Genomic DNA, 15779 nt, shown 5'->3' on the forward strand with positions numbered 1-15779 from the left:
GAGGCTTGCCAGTTCGTCCGCGGAAAGCGAGTAGATTCCATGACCATTTGAAAATCAACTATGGAATTTAACAGAGCCAAAATTTTTAACGCATTATCTCCCTTAAATGAAAAATTCAAGCAAAAGCGTAATGATTAATGATTGAGCAAATGTAATGATTAAATCGTTTTTCCAATATGTTTTTGCAAAAGGACTTAAAATCCTTGAAATCAAAAAACAACCTATCCATACAGTTAAAAATGTAATGAAAAAGTCCATCATACCCACCCTTATTTGAAGGCTCTATGTCTGTATATCTTTAAATGGATGTATAACACTATCCATCTATATTTTACCATCTTTTCTTATTCAACTGCCGTTAACTTACTTGTTCGGCTTATCCCTATTTAATTTACACAGACAAACTCAAAATCAATTGCTCGCCAATTTCCCCTATCTTTCTTCTGCCAGAGTCCTTGTAGCCGACCTTTTCATATAGCTTTTGTGCTGGGATATTCCTTTTATTAACGGCTAAAACGATTTCATTACATTCAGGAAATTCTTGATTTACAAGGCCTTTCAGAAGTTCCATCCCTTTCTTTGCATATCCTTTACCCTGCTGAACATGATTTATGGAAAGTGCAGTTAACAACATAGCGTTTGGATTAGCCGTATATTCTTTTACCCTCGCGCTTGAATGCAATACAAAAAAGCCTACTGGTTCATTTTCACTCAATATTACAATTGGGTGCCGCTCGTGAGTTATTTCCAACATCTCGGTTGGCAATGCCGTAAATTGCTCTTGTTCTTCCGGTAATTCAAACGCCTTAAGGAGTTCAAAATATTCAGACTTATAAAATTGTAATTCTACCTCATTTAATGTCTTCATAAACAACCTCCGCATATTATATCTATGTATAACATATCAGTAGAATGTATGTTCGTGAATATTAAATTTATTTTGATTGAATAGTACTGTCTTACCTGCTACTTAAATTGAAAAAAAATAAAAAGCGATATCTTTGAAATATCGCTCCCAGTTTTAGATAACTATATGAGATTTAAATAATTACCTAATGTCCTCTATCGCTTGCCTAACATTTGAATAAGTTTTAATGGCTGAAAAATCAATGCCCGTGCTAATAGATTTTGTAGCTAAATCAGGACGAATGCCAGTAAAAACTACACTTATTCCCAACAATCGAAGAACATCATATACATTAAATAACTGACTTGCAACGTATGTATCAATAGTCAGGATGCCAGAAAAATCAATAATTAGATAGTTAACCTGCAAGCGCGGAATACTTGGTATGACCTTATCGAAAACATGTTCAACTCTTTCAGGATCGAAGGTACCGATCAACGGAAGAATTGCAATGCCATCTTGGATAGGTACAATAGGGGCCGATAATTCATTAATCGCTCTTTGTTTTTCATTAATCTCTTTTTCTCTTTCATCAATGACACTATCTGTTTGCCGTTCAAAGGCAAGTATGGTCTCGGTCACAGTGGTGTCAAGCATAAAGTTGACTCGTTTATTTACGGCGACCGATTCCTCAGTGGAAAGTCCATGCTCTATGGATACTTGAGTGATTTGTTCGATAAGACCATATCGAATTTGAGGATAGCGCCCTATGATACTTGAAATCCTGCCCTTTAGTTGCGCTTGACGCTCCCCGTTTTTTCTGCTCATTTCGATAAACCCTTGAGGTACTTCATATCCATCCAAAGTAATTCCTTCAGCCGACAATACGATAAACTGAGCGTAAACATTGTAGTAATACTCTAGTTCCTCTTTTGAGAATTCAATTTCAAGTCTTTGAATGATATCATCTACGATTTTAATGGCCAATGGTTCGGCATGGTCTGTTAGATATTTCGCAACAGCCGAAAACGATTTCATTAATCTTTACCCCCAAGTTCAATCTGTTTGGATTGATTATATCTTTAAATCCGCAGTTTGGGAACGATTTCTAAACTCATTAATTTTTTTGCTTTCAAACGTATTTTGAGATACAGCATATTTCGTTTCTAAGCACTAATTCTCCTTCTGAAAATGAAAAGAGACAAAACCTATATGATTTTGTCCCGTAAAAATATACTGTTTACACCTCGTAATGGGGGGCTCCCTCACCTTTTTTAAATTTACGAACTTTGTAAGCCAAAATCCATGCCTAGAATCCTGTTTTTGATCGATTATTCAGATTTCTGTTCAATAATCCATATTTCTGCTTGATAATCTGAATTTCTGCTCATCAATCCGAATTTCTGCTCGATTATTTGAATTTCTGCTCGATTATTTGAATTTCTGCTCGTTAATCCGGATTTCAGCTCGATGACTTAAATTTACGAGCGATTATCCAAATTTATGAGCGATTACCGATATTTATGGGCGATCACTCAACTTTACAGCGATAAAAAACTAAAGGTCCATTTTCCGTTTTGCGGTTTATCTTATCTTCAAAATCATCAATTCCAACGTGATCTCTTTGTCTGCTTGTCCTGTTTTCATCTTGTAATCGGCTTCGGCGAGCTCATTAATGATGGAAAGCAACTCTCTTTCGTCAAACCGGCCCGTTTTTTCCATGGCCAGTTTGACCCGGTATGGATGGATTCGGAGCGCACCGGCGATTTTTTGCTGACTGTATCCTTGTTTCGCCATTTCTTTCACCTGATACATAATCCTTACCTGGCTCGCCATGACGCCGAGAATTTTGATTGGTTCTTCATTTTGTCTGAGCAGCTCATGATAGATGGCGATCGCTTGCTCGACATTTTTCTGCAGGACTTTATCCACCAGAGTAAAAACATTTTGCTCGAGCGATTTTGCGACCAATTTTTCAACGGTTGCCGCGTCAATTCTTTTTTGATCGTCCATGTATAAGGCCATTTTGTCTATTTCGTTTGAAAGGAGCATGAGATTAGTTCCGGCAAGATCCAACAATAAATCGATGGCGTCTTCATCGATTTGTACCGTCCTAGCAGCTGCCCGCTCCCTGATCCAGACTTTCAATTCATGATCCCCAAGTTTTTTCGCTTCGACCGTTACGGCTTTCCGCTTTAATTCCTTGGTGATTTTTTTCCGTTCATCCAATTTTTCATATGGCGCAGTAAGGACAAGAATCGAATAGGATGCAGGATCAGCAAGGTACCGTTCCAGTTTTTTTATATCATGCTCCACTTTTTGTTTTGATTTTTCCGCCGTTAAAAAAGAAGGATTGTGCATGAAAACTAGACGCCGCTCCCCCATAAATGGCAGGGTTTCAACGTCTTCTAGCGCTATTTCTATTGGGGTTTCCTCCAAATCGAACTGCGTGAAGTTAAAATCGATTTCTTCCTCCGTAAGGGCATGTTCCAATAACAATTGCTTCGTTTCATTAATAAGAAAAGCTTCCGTTCCATAAATTAAATACACAGGTGCAAATTTCTTTCGTTTCAGGTCTTTCCAAACATCTAATACCACTGTACCGCCTCATTTATATGTATTCTTATCTTTATGGTATAGGTGGTTTGACATTTTGACAAGATATAATGGGAATTGGCCGTTGCCCGGCCAACTCCCGATCTATATGAACACTGGAAAGGAAGGCCCGGAATACTTCCTTTTCCAGCGGTGATAGGATGGAAAGTAGGTATTAGTGGAAAGCTGCAGGAATGAAATAAGCTGTGCTGCTTTGTATCTTTATTTTCACCCGTCAGTTGTAAACTATTTGTGACAACTCTTGTCAGTAAAGGAAAAAGCGAAGGGGTCCAGCTCGATAAGCCCGTTGTAGATTTTTTTTTTGTAATCGCTTATACTAAAAGGAAATAGGAGGGGTAGACATGAACGAATTTGAAAAAAATGTGCAATCAAAGCGTAATGACGCTATTGATTCCGGAGTTGGCTTTATTGTATCTTTTGGATTTTTTGCCACTATGTTCATTATCGCTACCGTAATTTATTACGTGGGACAATAATGGATCTGGGTACATAGGTGTTACCGGTTGGCCATATCAATCGGGCTCGAGGCTGCGCACTGCAGTCTTTTTTCCGTTTGCGAAATAAAAAAGGATAGAAACTTTCCTTTCTGCATATGCTTAAAAGGTCGCCATTATCATTTACTCCATTCTATGGCAAAACACTTGAAAAGGTTCCGCTCCGGTTTGTGAAACGGTAGGACACCGCGCCATCTTTGTCTGTTCGGTAAATGTGGATTCTTCTTTCATTCAATGCATCCATAACCTCAGTATGGGGATGGCCATAGCGATTCTCCTTCCCGGCAGAGATAATAGCAATCCTTGGCTGCAGTACATCCAAAAACGATTCGGATGTCGATGTTTTGCTTCCATGGTGACCGGCTTTTAGTACATCTGGCCACAAATTCGGGAATACCTTAAGAATTTCTCCTTCGCCGTCCATGCCTAAATCCCCGGTAAACATCCAGCGCTGACCGCCAAATTCCGCATACATCACAATCGATGATTCATTTTTATCCTCTTCCTCCCGGTAAGGATTCAAAATATAAAACATGGCTTCTCCAGCTTTCCAGCGATCTCCCCTTTTAACAGCCGTAAAGGCGATTTTCTTTGCTTTTGCCGTATCGACAAACTTCTCCCGAATATAATCCTTTTCAGAGCCTCTGCCGATGACGATTTCTTCCACATCCATTTCTTTGATTACTTCCTTGACACCTCCAATATGGTCAGCGTCGGGATGGGTCAATATCAGCTTATCCAGTCTGTCGATCCCCTTACTTTTAAGCAAAGGCACTATAATGTCCTTTCCAGTATTAAAAGTGCTTCTCCTCTGCTTCCAGGCTTCCTGTTTAAACATCAGTCGTCCGCCTGTATCGATTAAATAGTTCCCCTTATCAAAAGGAAGCTTGATTAATATCGCATCGCCCTGCCCAATGTCGATGAATATTACCTCTCCAAAAGGATTGAGCTTTTCGATATATAATTGAAAAACCAATAACAGAACGATTGCAGCCAATAAATACTTAACAGTCTTAAATGCTGATAAATCCCAGCCTATAAAAAACACGAAAATGGCCAATACGAGCATAAGCATCAGGAAAAAGGACGGTTTTCCAAACGCGACGGATGCGAGCGGCATGATTGAAACAAATCCCGCCACTTCATTGCTGATTGTAATAATCAAATCGAGAAAATAAATGAAAAAATCGCCTGCGGCAGGATATACGATGTGAATGAGGAAGGCGAGTATGCTGAAGGGTAGAAGAATGGAGTAAAGCGGTACAAAAAATATATTGAGGAATACGCCCAAAATGGTGACTTCATAAAAGTGAAAAAGGAGAATGGGTACCGTGCTCATCTGGCAGACAAAACTAACTATGAATAGCTGAACCGTCCTGCTTTTATAGCGGGGAACTATCGCCGAAGACATGATGATCGAAAAAGCCGCCGCAAATGAAAGCTGAAAGCCGATATTGAATAGCATATAAGGCTGTATGAAAAGAAGTGAAAGATAAACGATGATCATCGATTTTGTGATCGGGATATGTTTTTTGAAAAACAACAGCGAGAAAAAAATCATCGCTATCAAACAGGCCCTCCAAACGGATATGCTGGCTCCCGAAAGAATGACATAGATAGGCAAAAAAACAAGCATGGACAAACTCATCATTTCCCGCGTCACCCCAAGCCTGATTCCCGCATAGAAAATAATTCCTGCCAAAAAGCTGACATGCAGTCCCGAAATGGCGAGCAAATGAACGAGACCAAGCCGCTGAAAAACGGCAAGCTCGTCCTCATTAATCTCCTTCTGTTCACCAAAAAGAAGGGCGGAGACATATCCTCTCGTTTCTTCCGGAAAGTGTTTTTCGATATAAGCGATTCCTTCACTCCTTATTTTCTTGATGCTATCCAGGATATTTTTATTCTCGAAGAAACAGTCGTGAAAGGAAAACCTCTCTACGCTTAGTATCCAGTAAATTCCTTGTTGCTTTAAATAGTTCCGGTAATCAAAGCTGTTTACATTTCGCCGAGTTTCCGGCTCTTCCAAACTGCCTTTAACAGGACAGGATAGACCGACCGCCGCCTGATGCTCAAGCAGCTGCTTTTCATCTAAGGTTGGAATGATATACCTGAGCTGCAATTTTTCATCCGCATCGGAGCGGACCTCAGCGCGAAGGATGTTCCCATCAATGTCCGGGATTTCTGTAAAGGTAATCTGAAAAGAGGTTTCTGTACCTGTATAGGAGGTGGAGCGAAGATGATCGGCAATAGATGCTGCAGAAAGGAAAAGAGCGATTGTTATCACTTGAAGAATAACGGCGCGATAGCCGTTTTTATCATACACAAACGCCAAAAAAAGGATGATACAAAAAGAGGCCTTCCAGCCCAAAAAAGAAAAAGCCGTAACACCAAGGGTTGCGGAAACGGCTAAGAATAGAAGATGACTCATAAACCCTCCAGTCTGCTATTTTTTAATTTCAAATATATCCTGAATCTCTACCTGTTCCGTTTTCACGCCAGCTTGCTTGAACAGCTCTATCGCGTAAGGATGGTTTTTATAATCTTCTGCGTAAAAAACGGTCTTAATCCCTGCCTGGATGATCGTCTTGCAGCATTGCAGGCAGGGGAAATGCGTCACGTATAAATCCGCTTCTGCTGTCGGAACGCCGAACTTGGCACATTGCAAAATCGCATTCATTTCGGCATGTATCGTCCTGACACAATGATTATCAATCACATAACAGCCATCATCGATACAATGGTCTCCCCCGGCTATCGAGCCATTGTAGCCACCGGCAATGATCCGTTTATCGCGCACAATGGTCGCACCGACAGTCAGCCTGGTACACGTGCTTCTTAACGCGAGCAATTGGCTCTGCGCCATAAAATACTGATTCCAGCTAATCCGTTCCATAGTTGCTCTCCTTTTTACATAATTCGACTTCTTTCTTCATTCTACCCTCTTCTTTTTAGTTTGGGTAGACCTGACTAGTTAACTGTAATCGAGTCCTGTAATTTTTCGAATGTTTTGTCTCCGATTCCTGAAATATTTTTTAGATCCTCAATTGCTTGAAACGGACCGCTTTTCTCTCTGTATTCAATGATGGCCGTTGCTTTGGCGGGACCGATGCCCGGCAATGTATCCAAATCGGACTCGGCGGCGGTATTTAGATTAATTTTATCACCTTCCGCTCCTTGTGAACCGACTGCAGTCCCCTCTGCCGGCATACCGCTACTCACAGCATCCTCCCCGACCTCTGGCACATAAATGACCATCTGATCTTCCACAAGCTGCGCGAGATTGACCTTGTTCTTATCAGCATTTTCGGTAAAGTTACCCGCCTTCGTTACTAAATCAATGACCCGTTCGCCTGCTTTTGCCGTAAAAACACCCGGACTTTTCACCGCTCCTTTTACATCCACTTTGACAACAGTTGGTGATTTCGTTTCAGCAGGTGCCTGACCTGCTCCATCTTTTATTTCCTCAGCAGCGAAAGCCGGCTGCTCTTCTTCTTTAAAAAATGGATCTGCCTCATTTTTACCAGTCTCAAGCGATTGCTGGTAAAAGAAATAACCGGCACAACAGGCGATGATAATCAGCGAGATCATTCCCAGCTTCTTTTTTTGGACTATTTTCATACATTGACAACCTCCGTGTTCATTTTCTGCGGTATACAGTCATAAGATTATTCTGAGAGACATAATTTTTTTAGGAGAAGTTCCGCTTAGAGAGGGGGAGGAAAATGAAAGTCGGTGTAATTGGAACAGGAAATATGGGGACGATTCTTATTGAAGCGCTCCTTGAAGCAAAGGGGCTCGAACCAACAGATTTGACAATAACGAATCGGACACTCTCGAAATCATTTTCCCTGAAAGATAAGTTCGCCGGTATAAGAGTCGCTGATTCTTCCGAACAAGTGGTCAAAGAATCTGACGCTATCTTTATATGTGTGAAGCCGCTGGAATTCCATCATGTCGTTACAGCCATCAAGCCTTATATCAATAACAGCCAATGCGTCATTTCAATTACAAGCCCGATATCAGTGAAACAGTTGGAATCACAGCTTGACTGCAGCTGCGCACGCTTTATTCCGAGCATTACAAACCGCGCTTTATCAGGAGTATCGTTGTTAAGCTTCGGGGAAGCCTGTTCCTCCGAATGGATGGATGCTTTGACAGACTTGGCTTCCCGCATCTCGACACCGGTCACGATTGAAAACGAGATCACAAGGGTTGCATCCGATATCGTCAGTTGCGGGCCTGCGTTTTTCAGTTACCTGGCGAGGGCTTTCATTGATGGGGCATGTAAAACGACGAAGATTGATGAACAGACGGCAACACTTTTAACAGAGAAAATGCTTGTCGGTCTTGGAGAGCTTTTAAGAAAGGAACTTTACACATTGCCAACCCTGCAAGAGAAGGTTTGTGTAAAAGGCGGCATTACCGGTGAGGGGATCAAGGCGTTGGATGCTGGGGTGGGAGACATGTTTCAGCATCTTTTCCATGCCACGCATGAAAAATTCGCGGAAGAAATCGAAAAAATCGAAGAGCAATATGGAACTCCTTATTAACATTCGCTGTAAATAGTTAGTTTCCTTCTAAAAAAATAAAAAAAAGAACCGTTTGAGGCCTGAGCTCCTTCAAACGGTTCTTTATTTTTTCCTGGCGACAAATAATATTCTTTCGGTCTTGTCATGGACTGGCTCTTCTTCTAAATCCGAGAGAATCTCCAATAATTCAAAGCCGGCATCCTCAAGCCATTTCTTATACTGCTCAATCGGATAGGTTCGCTGATAATGATATTCATCAAACCGATCATAAAGGCCGCTCTCACGGTCTAAGACAAAAAAGCTTAAATCATGCTCGACACTGTACGGCTCTCCACTCGGGAAGCAATCCCAAATGTAAGAAACGTCCTCGTCATTGACAGCGAAGGTTTTGTTTTGGAAGAGATGTTCCATTTTATAAACAGAGTGCACGTCAAACATAAACAATCCAGCTGTCTTTAAGTGACTGTGCACCTGCTTAAAGGTGCGCGGAACATCGCTTTCCTCGCGGATATAATTAAGAGAATCACAAAATATCGTGACACAATCATAATCACCAAGACCATCAAGCTCGGCCATATTTTGCTGGAAGAACGGGATACTCAATCGCTGATTCATCGCTTTTCCGTTTGCCACGGCAAGCATTTCCTCGGATAAATCAACCCCAGACACGGCAAAACCATGCTTTGCGAGCTCGATGGTGAATTCCCCGGTCCCGCAGGCAAGGTCAAGAATGTCCTTGCCAACGATTCCGTATCGGTCCATTCTCGAAATGAGCATATCCAACCATTGATCATAAGGAGCATCTCTCATCAAGTAATCGTACACATAGGCAAAACGTTCATAGGTCATTGACTTAATTCACTATGAAGGTCTTCTGTCGGTGCGTCGCCCCATAAACGTTCGAGGTTATAGTAGCTTCTTTCATCGCGGTGGAAAATGTGAGCCACAACATCACCAAGATCAACGAGCACCCATTTTGCTTCGTCGAATCCTTCTAAACGCTCGACTTCATAGCCCTGTTCTTGCGCTTTGTCCTTCATTTCGCGGGCAATCGCCTGAACCTGCTTATCTGAATTTCCGTGGCAAATCAAGAAATAATCTGCAACGAGCGATATGCCCTTCATATTTAACACAATGATATCTTCCGCTCTTTTATCGTCTGCCGCTTTTGCAGCGGTAATTAAAAGGTCTCGTTCATTCATTCCATCTTCTCCTTAAATTTGAGTATGAGGTCGTTATACGTATGAAAGGTATCAGGATAAACCGCCTGATTTCTTTTCATTAAAAAAAAGATCGTGTTCCGCAACGTTTCGATGACGGCCAGATCAAGATGTTCCTTTGTCGTTTCCCTGACTGCATCCACCCCGGGGAATGCCCGGCCCGGTTCGATATAATCCGCGAGAAAAACGATTTTATCAAGAAGTGTCATCTTCACTCTTCCGGAGGTATGATACCGGATCGCATCGAGGATCTCGGGGTCGGTTATTCCCGCTTCCTTTTCCACGAGATACGCGCCGACCGGAGCATGCCACAATTCGGAATTATAGATAAGCAAATCCTCGGCCATTTTTTGCGAAAGAATGATCTCCTTCATTTCATCCTTCGGCCTGAATTTCGCATAGTCATGAAAAATCGCGGCCAATTCTGCTTTCTTCGGATCTGCGCCGTATCTTTTCGCAAGGATGATGGAGGTTTCCATAACACCTAATGTGTGTTGATAACGCTGTTCGGTTATCTGCTCTTTTACAAGGCGCAGTGCTTCCTCACGGTTCATATAAATCATTCTCCTCAATATAACGGATCACTTTCTCAGGAAGCAAGTATTTGACCGTCTTGCCTTTTTTTAACTTCTCCCTGATAAGAGAGGAAGAAATCAACATCTCGGGAATATCAACCAACGTAATCTTGTAATCGGTGACCTCACTGTAAGTGGGCCGCTTCACACCGACGAACCGGACGAGCTTCATCAATTCATCAATCTTATGCCAATGAGGCAGGTACTCGATCATATCCGCACCAATGATAAAATTAAATTCATGGTCCGGTTCTTTTTGCCGAAGCAGCTCGATCGTATCATACGTATAGGAGGTTCCTTTACGTTCAATCTCTATCTTCTCAATCGAAAAAAAGTCATTTCCTTCTATCGATAGGCTCAACATCTCAACCCGGGCCTCGTCCGTCACGTCTTGGGTCTTTTCTTTATGGGGAGGAACGTGATTAGGCATAAATCTGATTTCATCAAGTTGCAACGCGTCCAATACTTCATTTGCCACAACTAAATGTCCGATATGCGGCGGATCGAATGTGCCGCCAAGAATGCCGATTTTTTTCATGTTTGGGTCCCCACCTTATGGGAGCTTGATTTGTTTGTTTTCCCTTGATTCCTTGTACAATACAATTGTATTTCCGATCACCTGGACCAGCTCCGCACGCGCACCCTTTGACAGAGACTCTGCCACCGTATCCCTATCTTCCTCGCAGTTTTGCAGCACGCTGACCTTCAATAGCTCGCGCGCTTCCAATGCTTCACCCACCTGCTTGATCAGGTTGTCATTGACACCGCCTTTGCCGACTTGAAATATCGGATTAAGGTGATGCGCACTTGATCGTAAAAATCTTTTCTGTTTTCCCGTTAACATCTGTTAACCTCCTAGTTTGTTCAAGACAATTTGCTTCATTCTCTCCACATCGGGGAAAACCCCTGTCCAGATTTCAAAAGCAAATGCCGCCTGATAGGCAAACATCCCGAGGCCGTTTTGTATGGAAGCCCCTTGCTGTTCTGCTGCTGTTAGAAGCTTTGTTTGCAGCGGATTGTAAATAATGTCGCTGACGAAAGCTCCCTTTTTTATATTGGCTGTCTCAATTGGTGTTTCTTCCAGCTTCGGACTCATTCCGACTGACGTTGTCTGGATAATGATATCATAGTCTCCCAGGTTCTGTTCCGCTTCTGAGATTGAAAGGGCCCGTGAAGCCTTCTCAAACGGGCAATCAGCCACAAGCCTTTCCGCCTTTTCAGGAGTCCGATTTGCAATATCAACAGTATGGATGCCTTCTTTAACAAGGGTAAAATAAATCCCCCTTGCCGCACCACCCGCACCGACAATCAGAATCTTTTTTCCTGCCAATGTTGAGGCATATTGTTCGGTTAGTGCTTGTAAAAAGCCTTTACCATCTGTGTTATAGCCGATGAACTTCCCATTTTGATTCACGACTGTATTAACGGCGCCAATGGCAAGAGCGACTTCTTCCACTTCATCAAGCAGCGGAATGATCGCCTCCTTGTGGGGAATCGTGACGTTAAATCCGGAAATCCCGATCGCTTTCATCCCTCTTACTGCATCGGAAAGCAGATCTGAACGCACATGAAAATGATGATAGTATGCTTTTATATTTTGCGTGTTAAACGCGTCATTATGAATATCAGGTGACATGGAGTGTTCAATTGGATCACCGATTACCCCGTATATTTGTTTCATTTCATCACCCTATCATTAGATTAACGATTTTCGGATCATCACATTCACGCCTTTTGGAACGTAGGCCGCTATTTTTGCTCCCGGTTCATTGACCGTAATCCAGCCTAGCCCGGAAAAAACAATATCGATTTTTTCCTCTTTTATCATAAATTCCCTTCTTACCATCTCGGGAAACTCATCCATTTGCTCTTTGCGAGGAGGTGCCAGCATCTCGCCCACATGGTTTCGATACAATTCATCCGCGTTCTCAAGCTTCGTGCGGTGAATGTCCAATTCATTGGAAATATAACATGTGAAAGATCTTCGTCCGCCGGAAATATAGTCAAACCGAGCCAACCCGCCAAAAAACAGTGTTTGTTGTTCATTCAACTGGTACACTTTCGGTTTGATTTCTTTTTTTGGAGTAATGAACCTCAGATCACGCTTGTCCACAAAATGCGCCATTTGATGATGGTTGATAATCCCTGGTGTATCGATTAACGCTTTGTCGTCATCAAGTGGGATTTCAATCGTATCAAGCGTTGTACCCGGAAAATGAGATGTCGTGATGATATCACCCTCACCGGTTACTTCCTTGATCAGACGGTTGATGAAGGTCGACTTTCCGACATTCGTACAGCCGACAACATATACGTCCTTCCCTTTTCGGTAATGATCGATAGCCGCGGCTGCTTCCGCGATATTGCTGCCTTTATTTGCACTGACGAGCATGACATCGATTGGACTCAGGCCTAATTCCTTTGCCGATTCTTTCATCCAATGGATAACTCGATTGTGTTTGACGGACTTAGGCAGCAGATCGGCCTTGTTTCCAATCAGCAGCACGTCATTCTTGCCCACAAAACGGTGCAGTCCCGGCAGCCAGCTTCCATTAAAATCGAAAATATCGACGATTTTAACAATCAGGGAATCGGTCTGTCCGACTTCATTTAATATTTTCAAGAAATCGTCGTCTGTTAAGGATACATCTTGTACCTCATTATAATGTTTCAGTTTAAAACATCTTTGGCAAATGATGCTTTCCTTTTCAAGCGCTGATTTGGGTGTATAGCCCAATTCTTTCGGGTCTTCAGTCTGGACTTTTACACCGCAGCCGATACAAACGATATCATTTACGCTCATTCGGATCCTCCCATTCTAACATGCCTTTACGTTTAAAAAACGTTAAAATCCTTCTTTCAATATTTCTGTTGAACCTTGTAATAAACCCGTCAGTCCGGGCAACAGGCACGACTAAAATCGTATGAAAACCGTTACGATTGCCACCTAATACATCCGTTAACAGCTGGTCCCCGATCACAACGGTTTCCTCTCTTTTTAAGCCCATATTTTTTATCGCTTTCCGAAAAGCTTTCCCCATCGGTTTACGGGCTTGAAAAATGAATGGGATTTGAAGTGGATCGGAAAAAGATCTCACCCTGTTTTCGTTATTATTTGACACAATCGTCACTAAAATCCCATGATCCCGCATGTTATCAAACCACTGGATCAGCTTTGGCGTTGCAGTAGGGCGGTCCCATTCCACTAGCGTATTATCCAGATCAGTGATAATCCCTTTAACCCCTTTAGCTTTCAGGCTTTCCGGCGTTATATCAAATATGCTTTTCACATGTTCACTCGGCAAGAATATTTTAAGCAAGTTTTACACCTCTATATTTTCCGTCAAATTTTTCGTCTCTATCATATCGAATTTCCGGCTTTCTTTCAAAAAAATCAATATCCATAACAGATTTCTGTAAATAATATGTCTAAAAAGCTGTTATAATCGCTTTTCATGATAAACTTTTCGACAAAATCACTAAAAATCCATTTTGTGGATAAGTTTATGCACATTAGCCACGCTGTTCTAAGTATATACCTAGCCGTTATGAACAGGTTAACCACAAGTTATCCACTTCGCTATGTGGATAACAGAACGATTGTTCTGTAGTCTGATTTCTGATAAAGTAAGGATACATCAAGGATAACTTATCATTATATGTTCCAAAAACCATAGTAGACCCTTTAAAAAAATATTGGAGGTGAGACGGTTTATGAATAAGCTATCTGATGATCTATTAATCGAGTCGCATTCTAAAGCCTGCAAATTAAAATTAAGCATCGACTTTATTCGTCTCATTGAGACTGAAATTCACCGACGATCACTGACACACAAAATTACAACGAACTTGTAATTTCTATATGGGAGGCTGGTTACTTCACCAGCCTCTTTTTATTTCTCATCTTTCTTCATTACTATGCCAATCCCTTCTCCAACACGAACATCGGTGGGGACAGTTAAATCATCCGCGATTGTAAAAGTGTCCTTTTCGAAAAGCAAAACAACCGTAGAACCAAAGCTAAAATAGGCGAATTCCTGGCCTCTTGAAAGAGAGCTGGTCTCATCCGTGATCACAATTGAATTGACGAACATCGCCCCCACCTTAACAACCGCAACATGGCCGCTGCCATGCTTCACTTCTGTTATATTTCGATAATTCTTCGATAACGGAGACCGCCCGTATTTCATACCCATCCGGTTTACCGGAAATGACTTTTTTCCAATGACCCAGCGGTTCGTAACTTCCCCTTCAATAGGGGCATGAATCCGGTGGTAATGGCTCGGGCTTAAATATAGAACCATATACTTTCCATCGATGTATTTCGATACAGCCGCTCCATCGCCGAGCATTTCCCCGACGGAATAAACTTTGCCTTTTACAATAATCTGCTTATCCCTCGTGATCTCCCCATAATCCTCCAAAACTCCGTCTACCGGACTGACAACGACCGATTCCAGGTCGCTGATCCCCCTCGTCCCACTCTTTAATCTTCGCGTAAATAAATCATGAAGAGTCGGGAAAGACCCGATATCACCATCTATTTCTTCTTTATTGATGTTATAAACTTTAGCATATCCTGGAATGAAAGGCCGGCTCCACTTTGAGCGGCTGAACCGCCTCAAGGCACCTGAGGAAATTTTTCCATTTGTTAATTCAATCAATATGCGGTAAAAAGGCTGAAGCAAACGTGAACACCACCATGTAATAAAATAAAATAAATTTAAAAGCCCTTGCATATAATGCACGGAATAAAATATTATTATATAATAAACTGTGACTTTCGTCAGCACTGCCTCTGCTGTCGATCAGCTGCTCCAAAAGCTGTCTTATTCAGTTGTGAGAGGAGTGAAAAAATTGAAATTACTATTATCAGACGTGCTGGACAATACAATTAAAAAGCTAAAAACCCAAACAGCTAACATCCTTACGCTTGTTAACCTATCCCTCGGGGGATTTGCTATAATTGCCGTAATGAATGGCGAATTAAATCTAGGCTTATTGCTGATCTTCCTGGCGGCGCTTGCTGACCGCTTTGACGGAATGGTTGCCAGAAAGTTTAACATTGAATCTGAACTTGGCAAACAACTCGATTCCATGTGCGATATCATCTCTTTTGGCGTTGCCCCTGCTCTATTACTCTATCAGGGAATTCTAGATGAATTCGGCGCACCTGGAGCATTCTTCACTGTATTTTACATTGGCTGCGGCGCATTCCGCCTCGCCAAATTCAATATCACCGAGAATAACGGTTACTTTACGGGACTGCCAATCACGGCTGCCGGCTGCCTCGCCACGTTAAGCTTCTTGGCGATACCGTACTTTCCTGCCGTATTCTTCCTGTCCTTAATGATTATATTATCATTCTTGATGGTCAGTCCATTTAAACTTAAAAAAGTTTAAGAGATTTGTAGAAGAAACGCCCTCCGTTGTGTATGTGAACTATGACCCGAATAATGGACACTTAAAAAAGTCTCTTATTCGGGTTTTTTGTA

Annotated in this window: 19 protein-coding genes; 4 read left to right on the forward strand and 15 right to left on the reverse strand. The window is 42.0% G+C overall.

Translation table 11 applies throughout. The features are described from left to right. Positions 1-391 precede the first annotated feature (391 nt). From D0463_RS09450 to holA, 3 genes are all read right to left on the reverse strand, one after another. A complete protein-coding gene (locus D0463_RS09450) occupies positions 392-868 on the reverse strand; it encodes a GNAT family N-acetyltransferase (protein ID WP_117307161.1) in 477 nt (158 codons plus the stop codon). A gap of 180 nt (positions 869-1048) precedes the next feature. Beyond that, a complete protein-coding gene (locus D0463_RS09455) occupies positions 1049-1885 on the reverse strand; it encodes an STAS domain-containing protein (protein WP_117307162.1) in 837 nt (278 codons plus the stop codon). A 546-nt stretch (positions 1886-2431) separates the two neighbouring features. Then, positions 2432-3445, reverse strand: a complete 1014-nt coding sequence (holA, locus tag D0463_RS09460) for a DNA polymerase III subunit delta (RefSeq protein ID WP_117307163.1) — start codon at positions 3443-3445, stop codon at positions 2432-2434. Between the two features lie 359 nt (positions 3446-3804). On the opposite strand from holA, the gene D0463_RS09465 reads away from it, so the two are divergent. Continuing rightward, positions 3805-3939 (forward strand): YqzM family protein, encoded by a 135-nt coding sequence (locus D0463_RS09465; RefSeq protein WP_117307164.1) that lies wholly within the window; start codon positions 3805-3807, stop codon positions 3937-3939. Positions 3940-4090: 151 nt separating this feature from the next. Here the strand turns inward: D0463_RS09465 and D0463_RS09470 are convergent, their stop codons facing one another. From D0463_RS09470 to D0463_RS09480, 3 genes are all read right to left on the reverse strand, one after another. Further along, a complete protein-coding gene (locus D0463_RS09470; protein ID WP_117307165.1) occupies positions 4091-6388 on the reverse strand; it encodes a DNA internalization-related competence protein ComEC/Rec2 in 2298 nt (765 codons plus the stop codon). 15 nt (positions 6389-6403) lie between these two features. Beyond that, positions 6404-6853 carry a ComE operon protein 2 gene (locus D0463_RS09475; protein ID WP_117307166.1) on the reverse strand — a complete coding sequence of 150 codons (450 nt, stop codon included), beginning with the start codon at positions 6851-6853 and terminating at the stop codon, positions 6404-6406. Positions 6854-6927: 74 nt separating this feature from the next. Continuing rightward, the gene (locus D0463_RS09480; RefSeq protein WP_117307167.1) at positions 6928-7578 is read right to left on the reverse strand and encodes a helix-hairpin-helix domain-containing protein; all 651 of its coding nucleotides are present in this window, start codon (positions 7576-7578) and stop codon (positions 6928-6930) included. A gap of 104 nt (positions 7579-7682) precedes the next feature. Between D0463_RS09480 and comER the strand changes: the two genes are divergently transcribed. Then, positions 7683-8510: a late competence protein ComER gene (gene comER, locus D0463_RS09485; RefSeq protein ID WP_117307168.1), complete on the forward strand. Its 828-nt coding sequence runs from the start codon at positions 7683-7685 to the stop codon at positions 8508-8510. A gap of 81 nt (positions 8511-8591) precedes the next feature. On the opposite strand, the gene D0463_RS09490 is transcribed toward comER, so the two are convergent. From D0463_RS09490 to D0463_RS09525, 8 genes are read right to left on the reverse strand one after another with little or no spacing between them, the layout of a single operon-like run. Further along, entirely contained in the window at positions 8592-9338 is a 747-nt protein-coding gene (locus D0463_RS09490) for a class I SAM-dependent DNA methyltransferase (RefSeq protein WP_117307169.1), read from the reverse strand. Further along, on the reverse strand, positions 9335-9691 hold the full coding sequence (gene rsfS, locus D0463_RS09495) for a ribosome silencing factor (protein WP_117307170.1): 357 nt from the start codon (positions 9689-9691) through the stop codon (positions 9335-9337). Before rsfS ends, D0463_RS09490 begins: the two co-directional genes overlap by 4 nt. Next, the gene (yqeK, locus tag D0463_RS09500; protein ID WP_117307171.1) at positions 9688-10263 is read right to left on the reverse strand and encodes a bis(5'-nucleosyl)-tetraphosphatase (symmetrical) YqeK; all 576 of its coding nucleotides are present in this window, start codon (positions 10261-10263) and stop codon (positions 9688-9690) included. Before yqeK ends, rsfS begins: the two co-directional genes overlap by 4 nt. Continuing rightward, positions 10253-10822 (reverse strand): nicotinate-nucleotide adenylyltransferase, encoded by a 570-nt coding sequence (locus D0463_RS09505; protein ID WP_117307172.1) that lies wholly within the window; start codon positions 10820-10822, stop codon positions 10253-10255. Before D0463_RS09505 ends, yqeK begins: the two co-directional genes overlap by 11 nt. A gap of 15 nt (positions 10823-10837) precedes the next feature. Continuing rightward, positions 10838-11128 (reverse strand): ribosome assembly RNA-binding protein YhbY, encoded by a 291-nt coding sequence (yhbY, locus tag D0463_RS09510; RefSeq protein WP_117307173.1) that lies wholly within the window; start codon positions 11126-11128, stop codon positions 10838-10840. A 3-nt stretch (positions 11129-11131) separates the two neighbouring features. Next, the gene (gene aroE / locus D0463_RS09515; RefSeq protein ID WP_117307174.1) at positions 11132-11965 is read right to left on the reverse strand and encodes a shikimate dehydrogenase; all 834 of its coding nucleotides are present in this window, start codon (positions 11963-11965) and stop codon (positions 11132-11134) included. Positions 11966-11980: 15 nt separating this feature from the next. Next, a complete protein-coding gene (gene yqeH / locus D0463_RS09520) occupies positions 11981-13087 on the reverse strand; it encodes a ribosome biogenesis GTPase YqeH (protein WP_117307175.1) in 1107 nt (368 codons plus the stop codon). Continuing rightward, a complete protein-coding gene (locus D0463_RS09525; RefSeq protein WP_117307176.1) occupies positions 13074-13604 on the reverse strand; it encodes a YqeG family HAD IIIA-type phosphatase in 531 nt (176 codons plus the stop codon). Before D0463_RS09525 ends, yqeH begins: the two co-directional genes overlap by 14 nt. Positions 13605-13998: 394 nt before the next feature. On the opposite strand from D0463_RS09525, the gene D0463_RS09530 reads away from it, so the two are divergent. After that, a complete protein-coding gene (locus tag D0463_RS09530; protein ID WP_117307177.1) occupies positions 13999-14139 on the forward strand; it encodes a sporulation histidine kinase inhibitor Sda in 141 nt (46 codons plus the stop codon). A gap of 38 nt (positions 14140-14177) precedes the next feature. Here the strand turns inward: D0463_RS09530 and D0463_RS09535 are convergent, their stop codons facing one another. After that, the gene (locus D0463_RS09535; RefSeq protein ID WP_117307178.1) at positions 14178-14972 is read right to left on the reverse strand and encodes a phosphatidylserine decarboxylase; all 795 of its coding nucleotides are present in this window, start codon (positions 14970-14972) and stop codon (positions 14178-14180) included. 169 nt (positions 14973-15141) lie between these two features. Here D0463_RS09535 and pssA point away from each other — a divergent pair, with 169 nt between their 5' ends. Beyond that, positions 15142-15687, forward strand: a complete 546-nt coding sequence (gene pssA, locus D0463_RS09540) for a CDP-diacylglycerol--serine O-phosphatidyltransferase (RefSeq protein ID WP_117307179.1) — start codon at positions 15142-15144, stop codon at positions 15685-15687. Positions 15688-15779 lie beyond the last annotated feature (92 nt).

The organism is Bacillus sp. V59.32b (genome assembly GCF_003429085.1).
In the GTDB taxonomy this organism is placed as follows: Bacteria; Bacillota; Bacilli; order Bacillales; family DSM-1321; genus Peribacillus.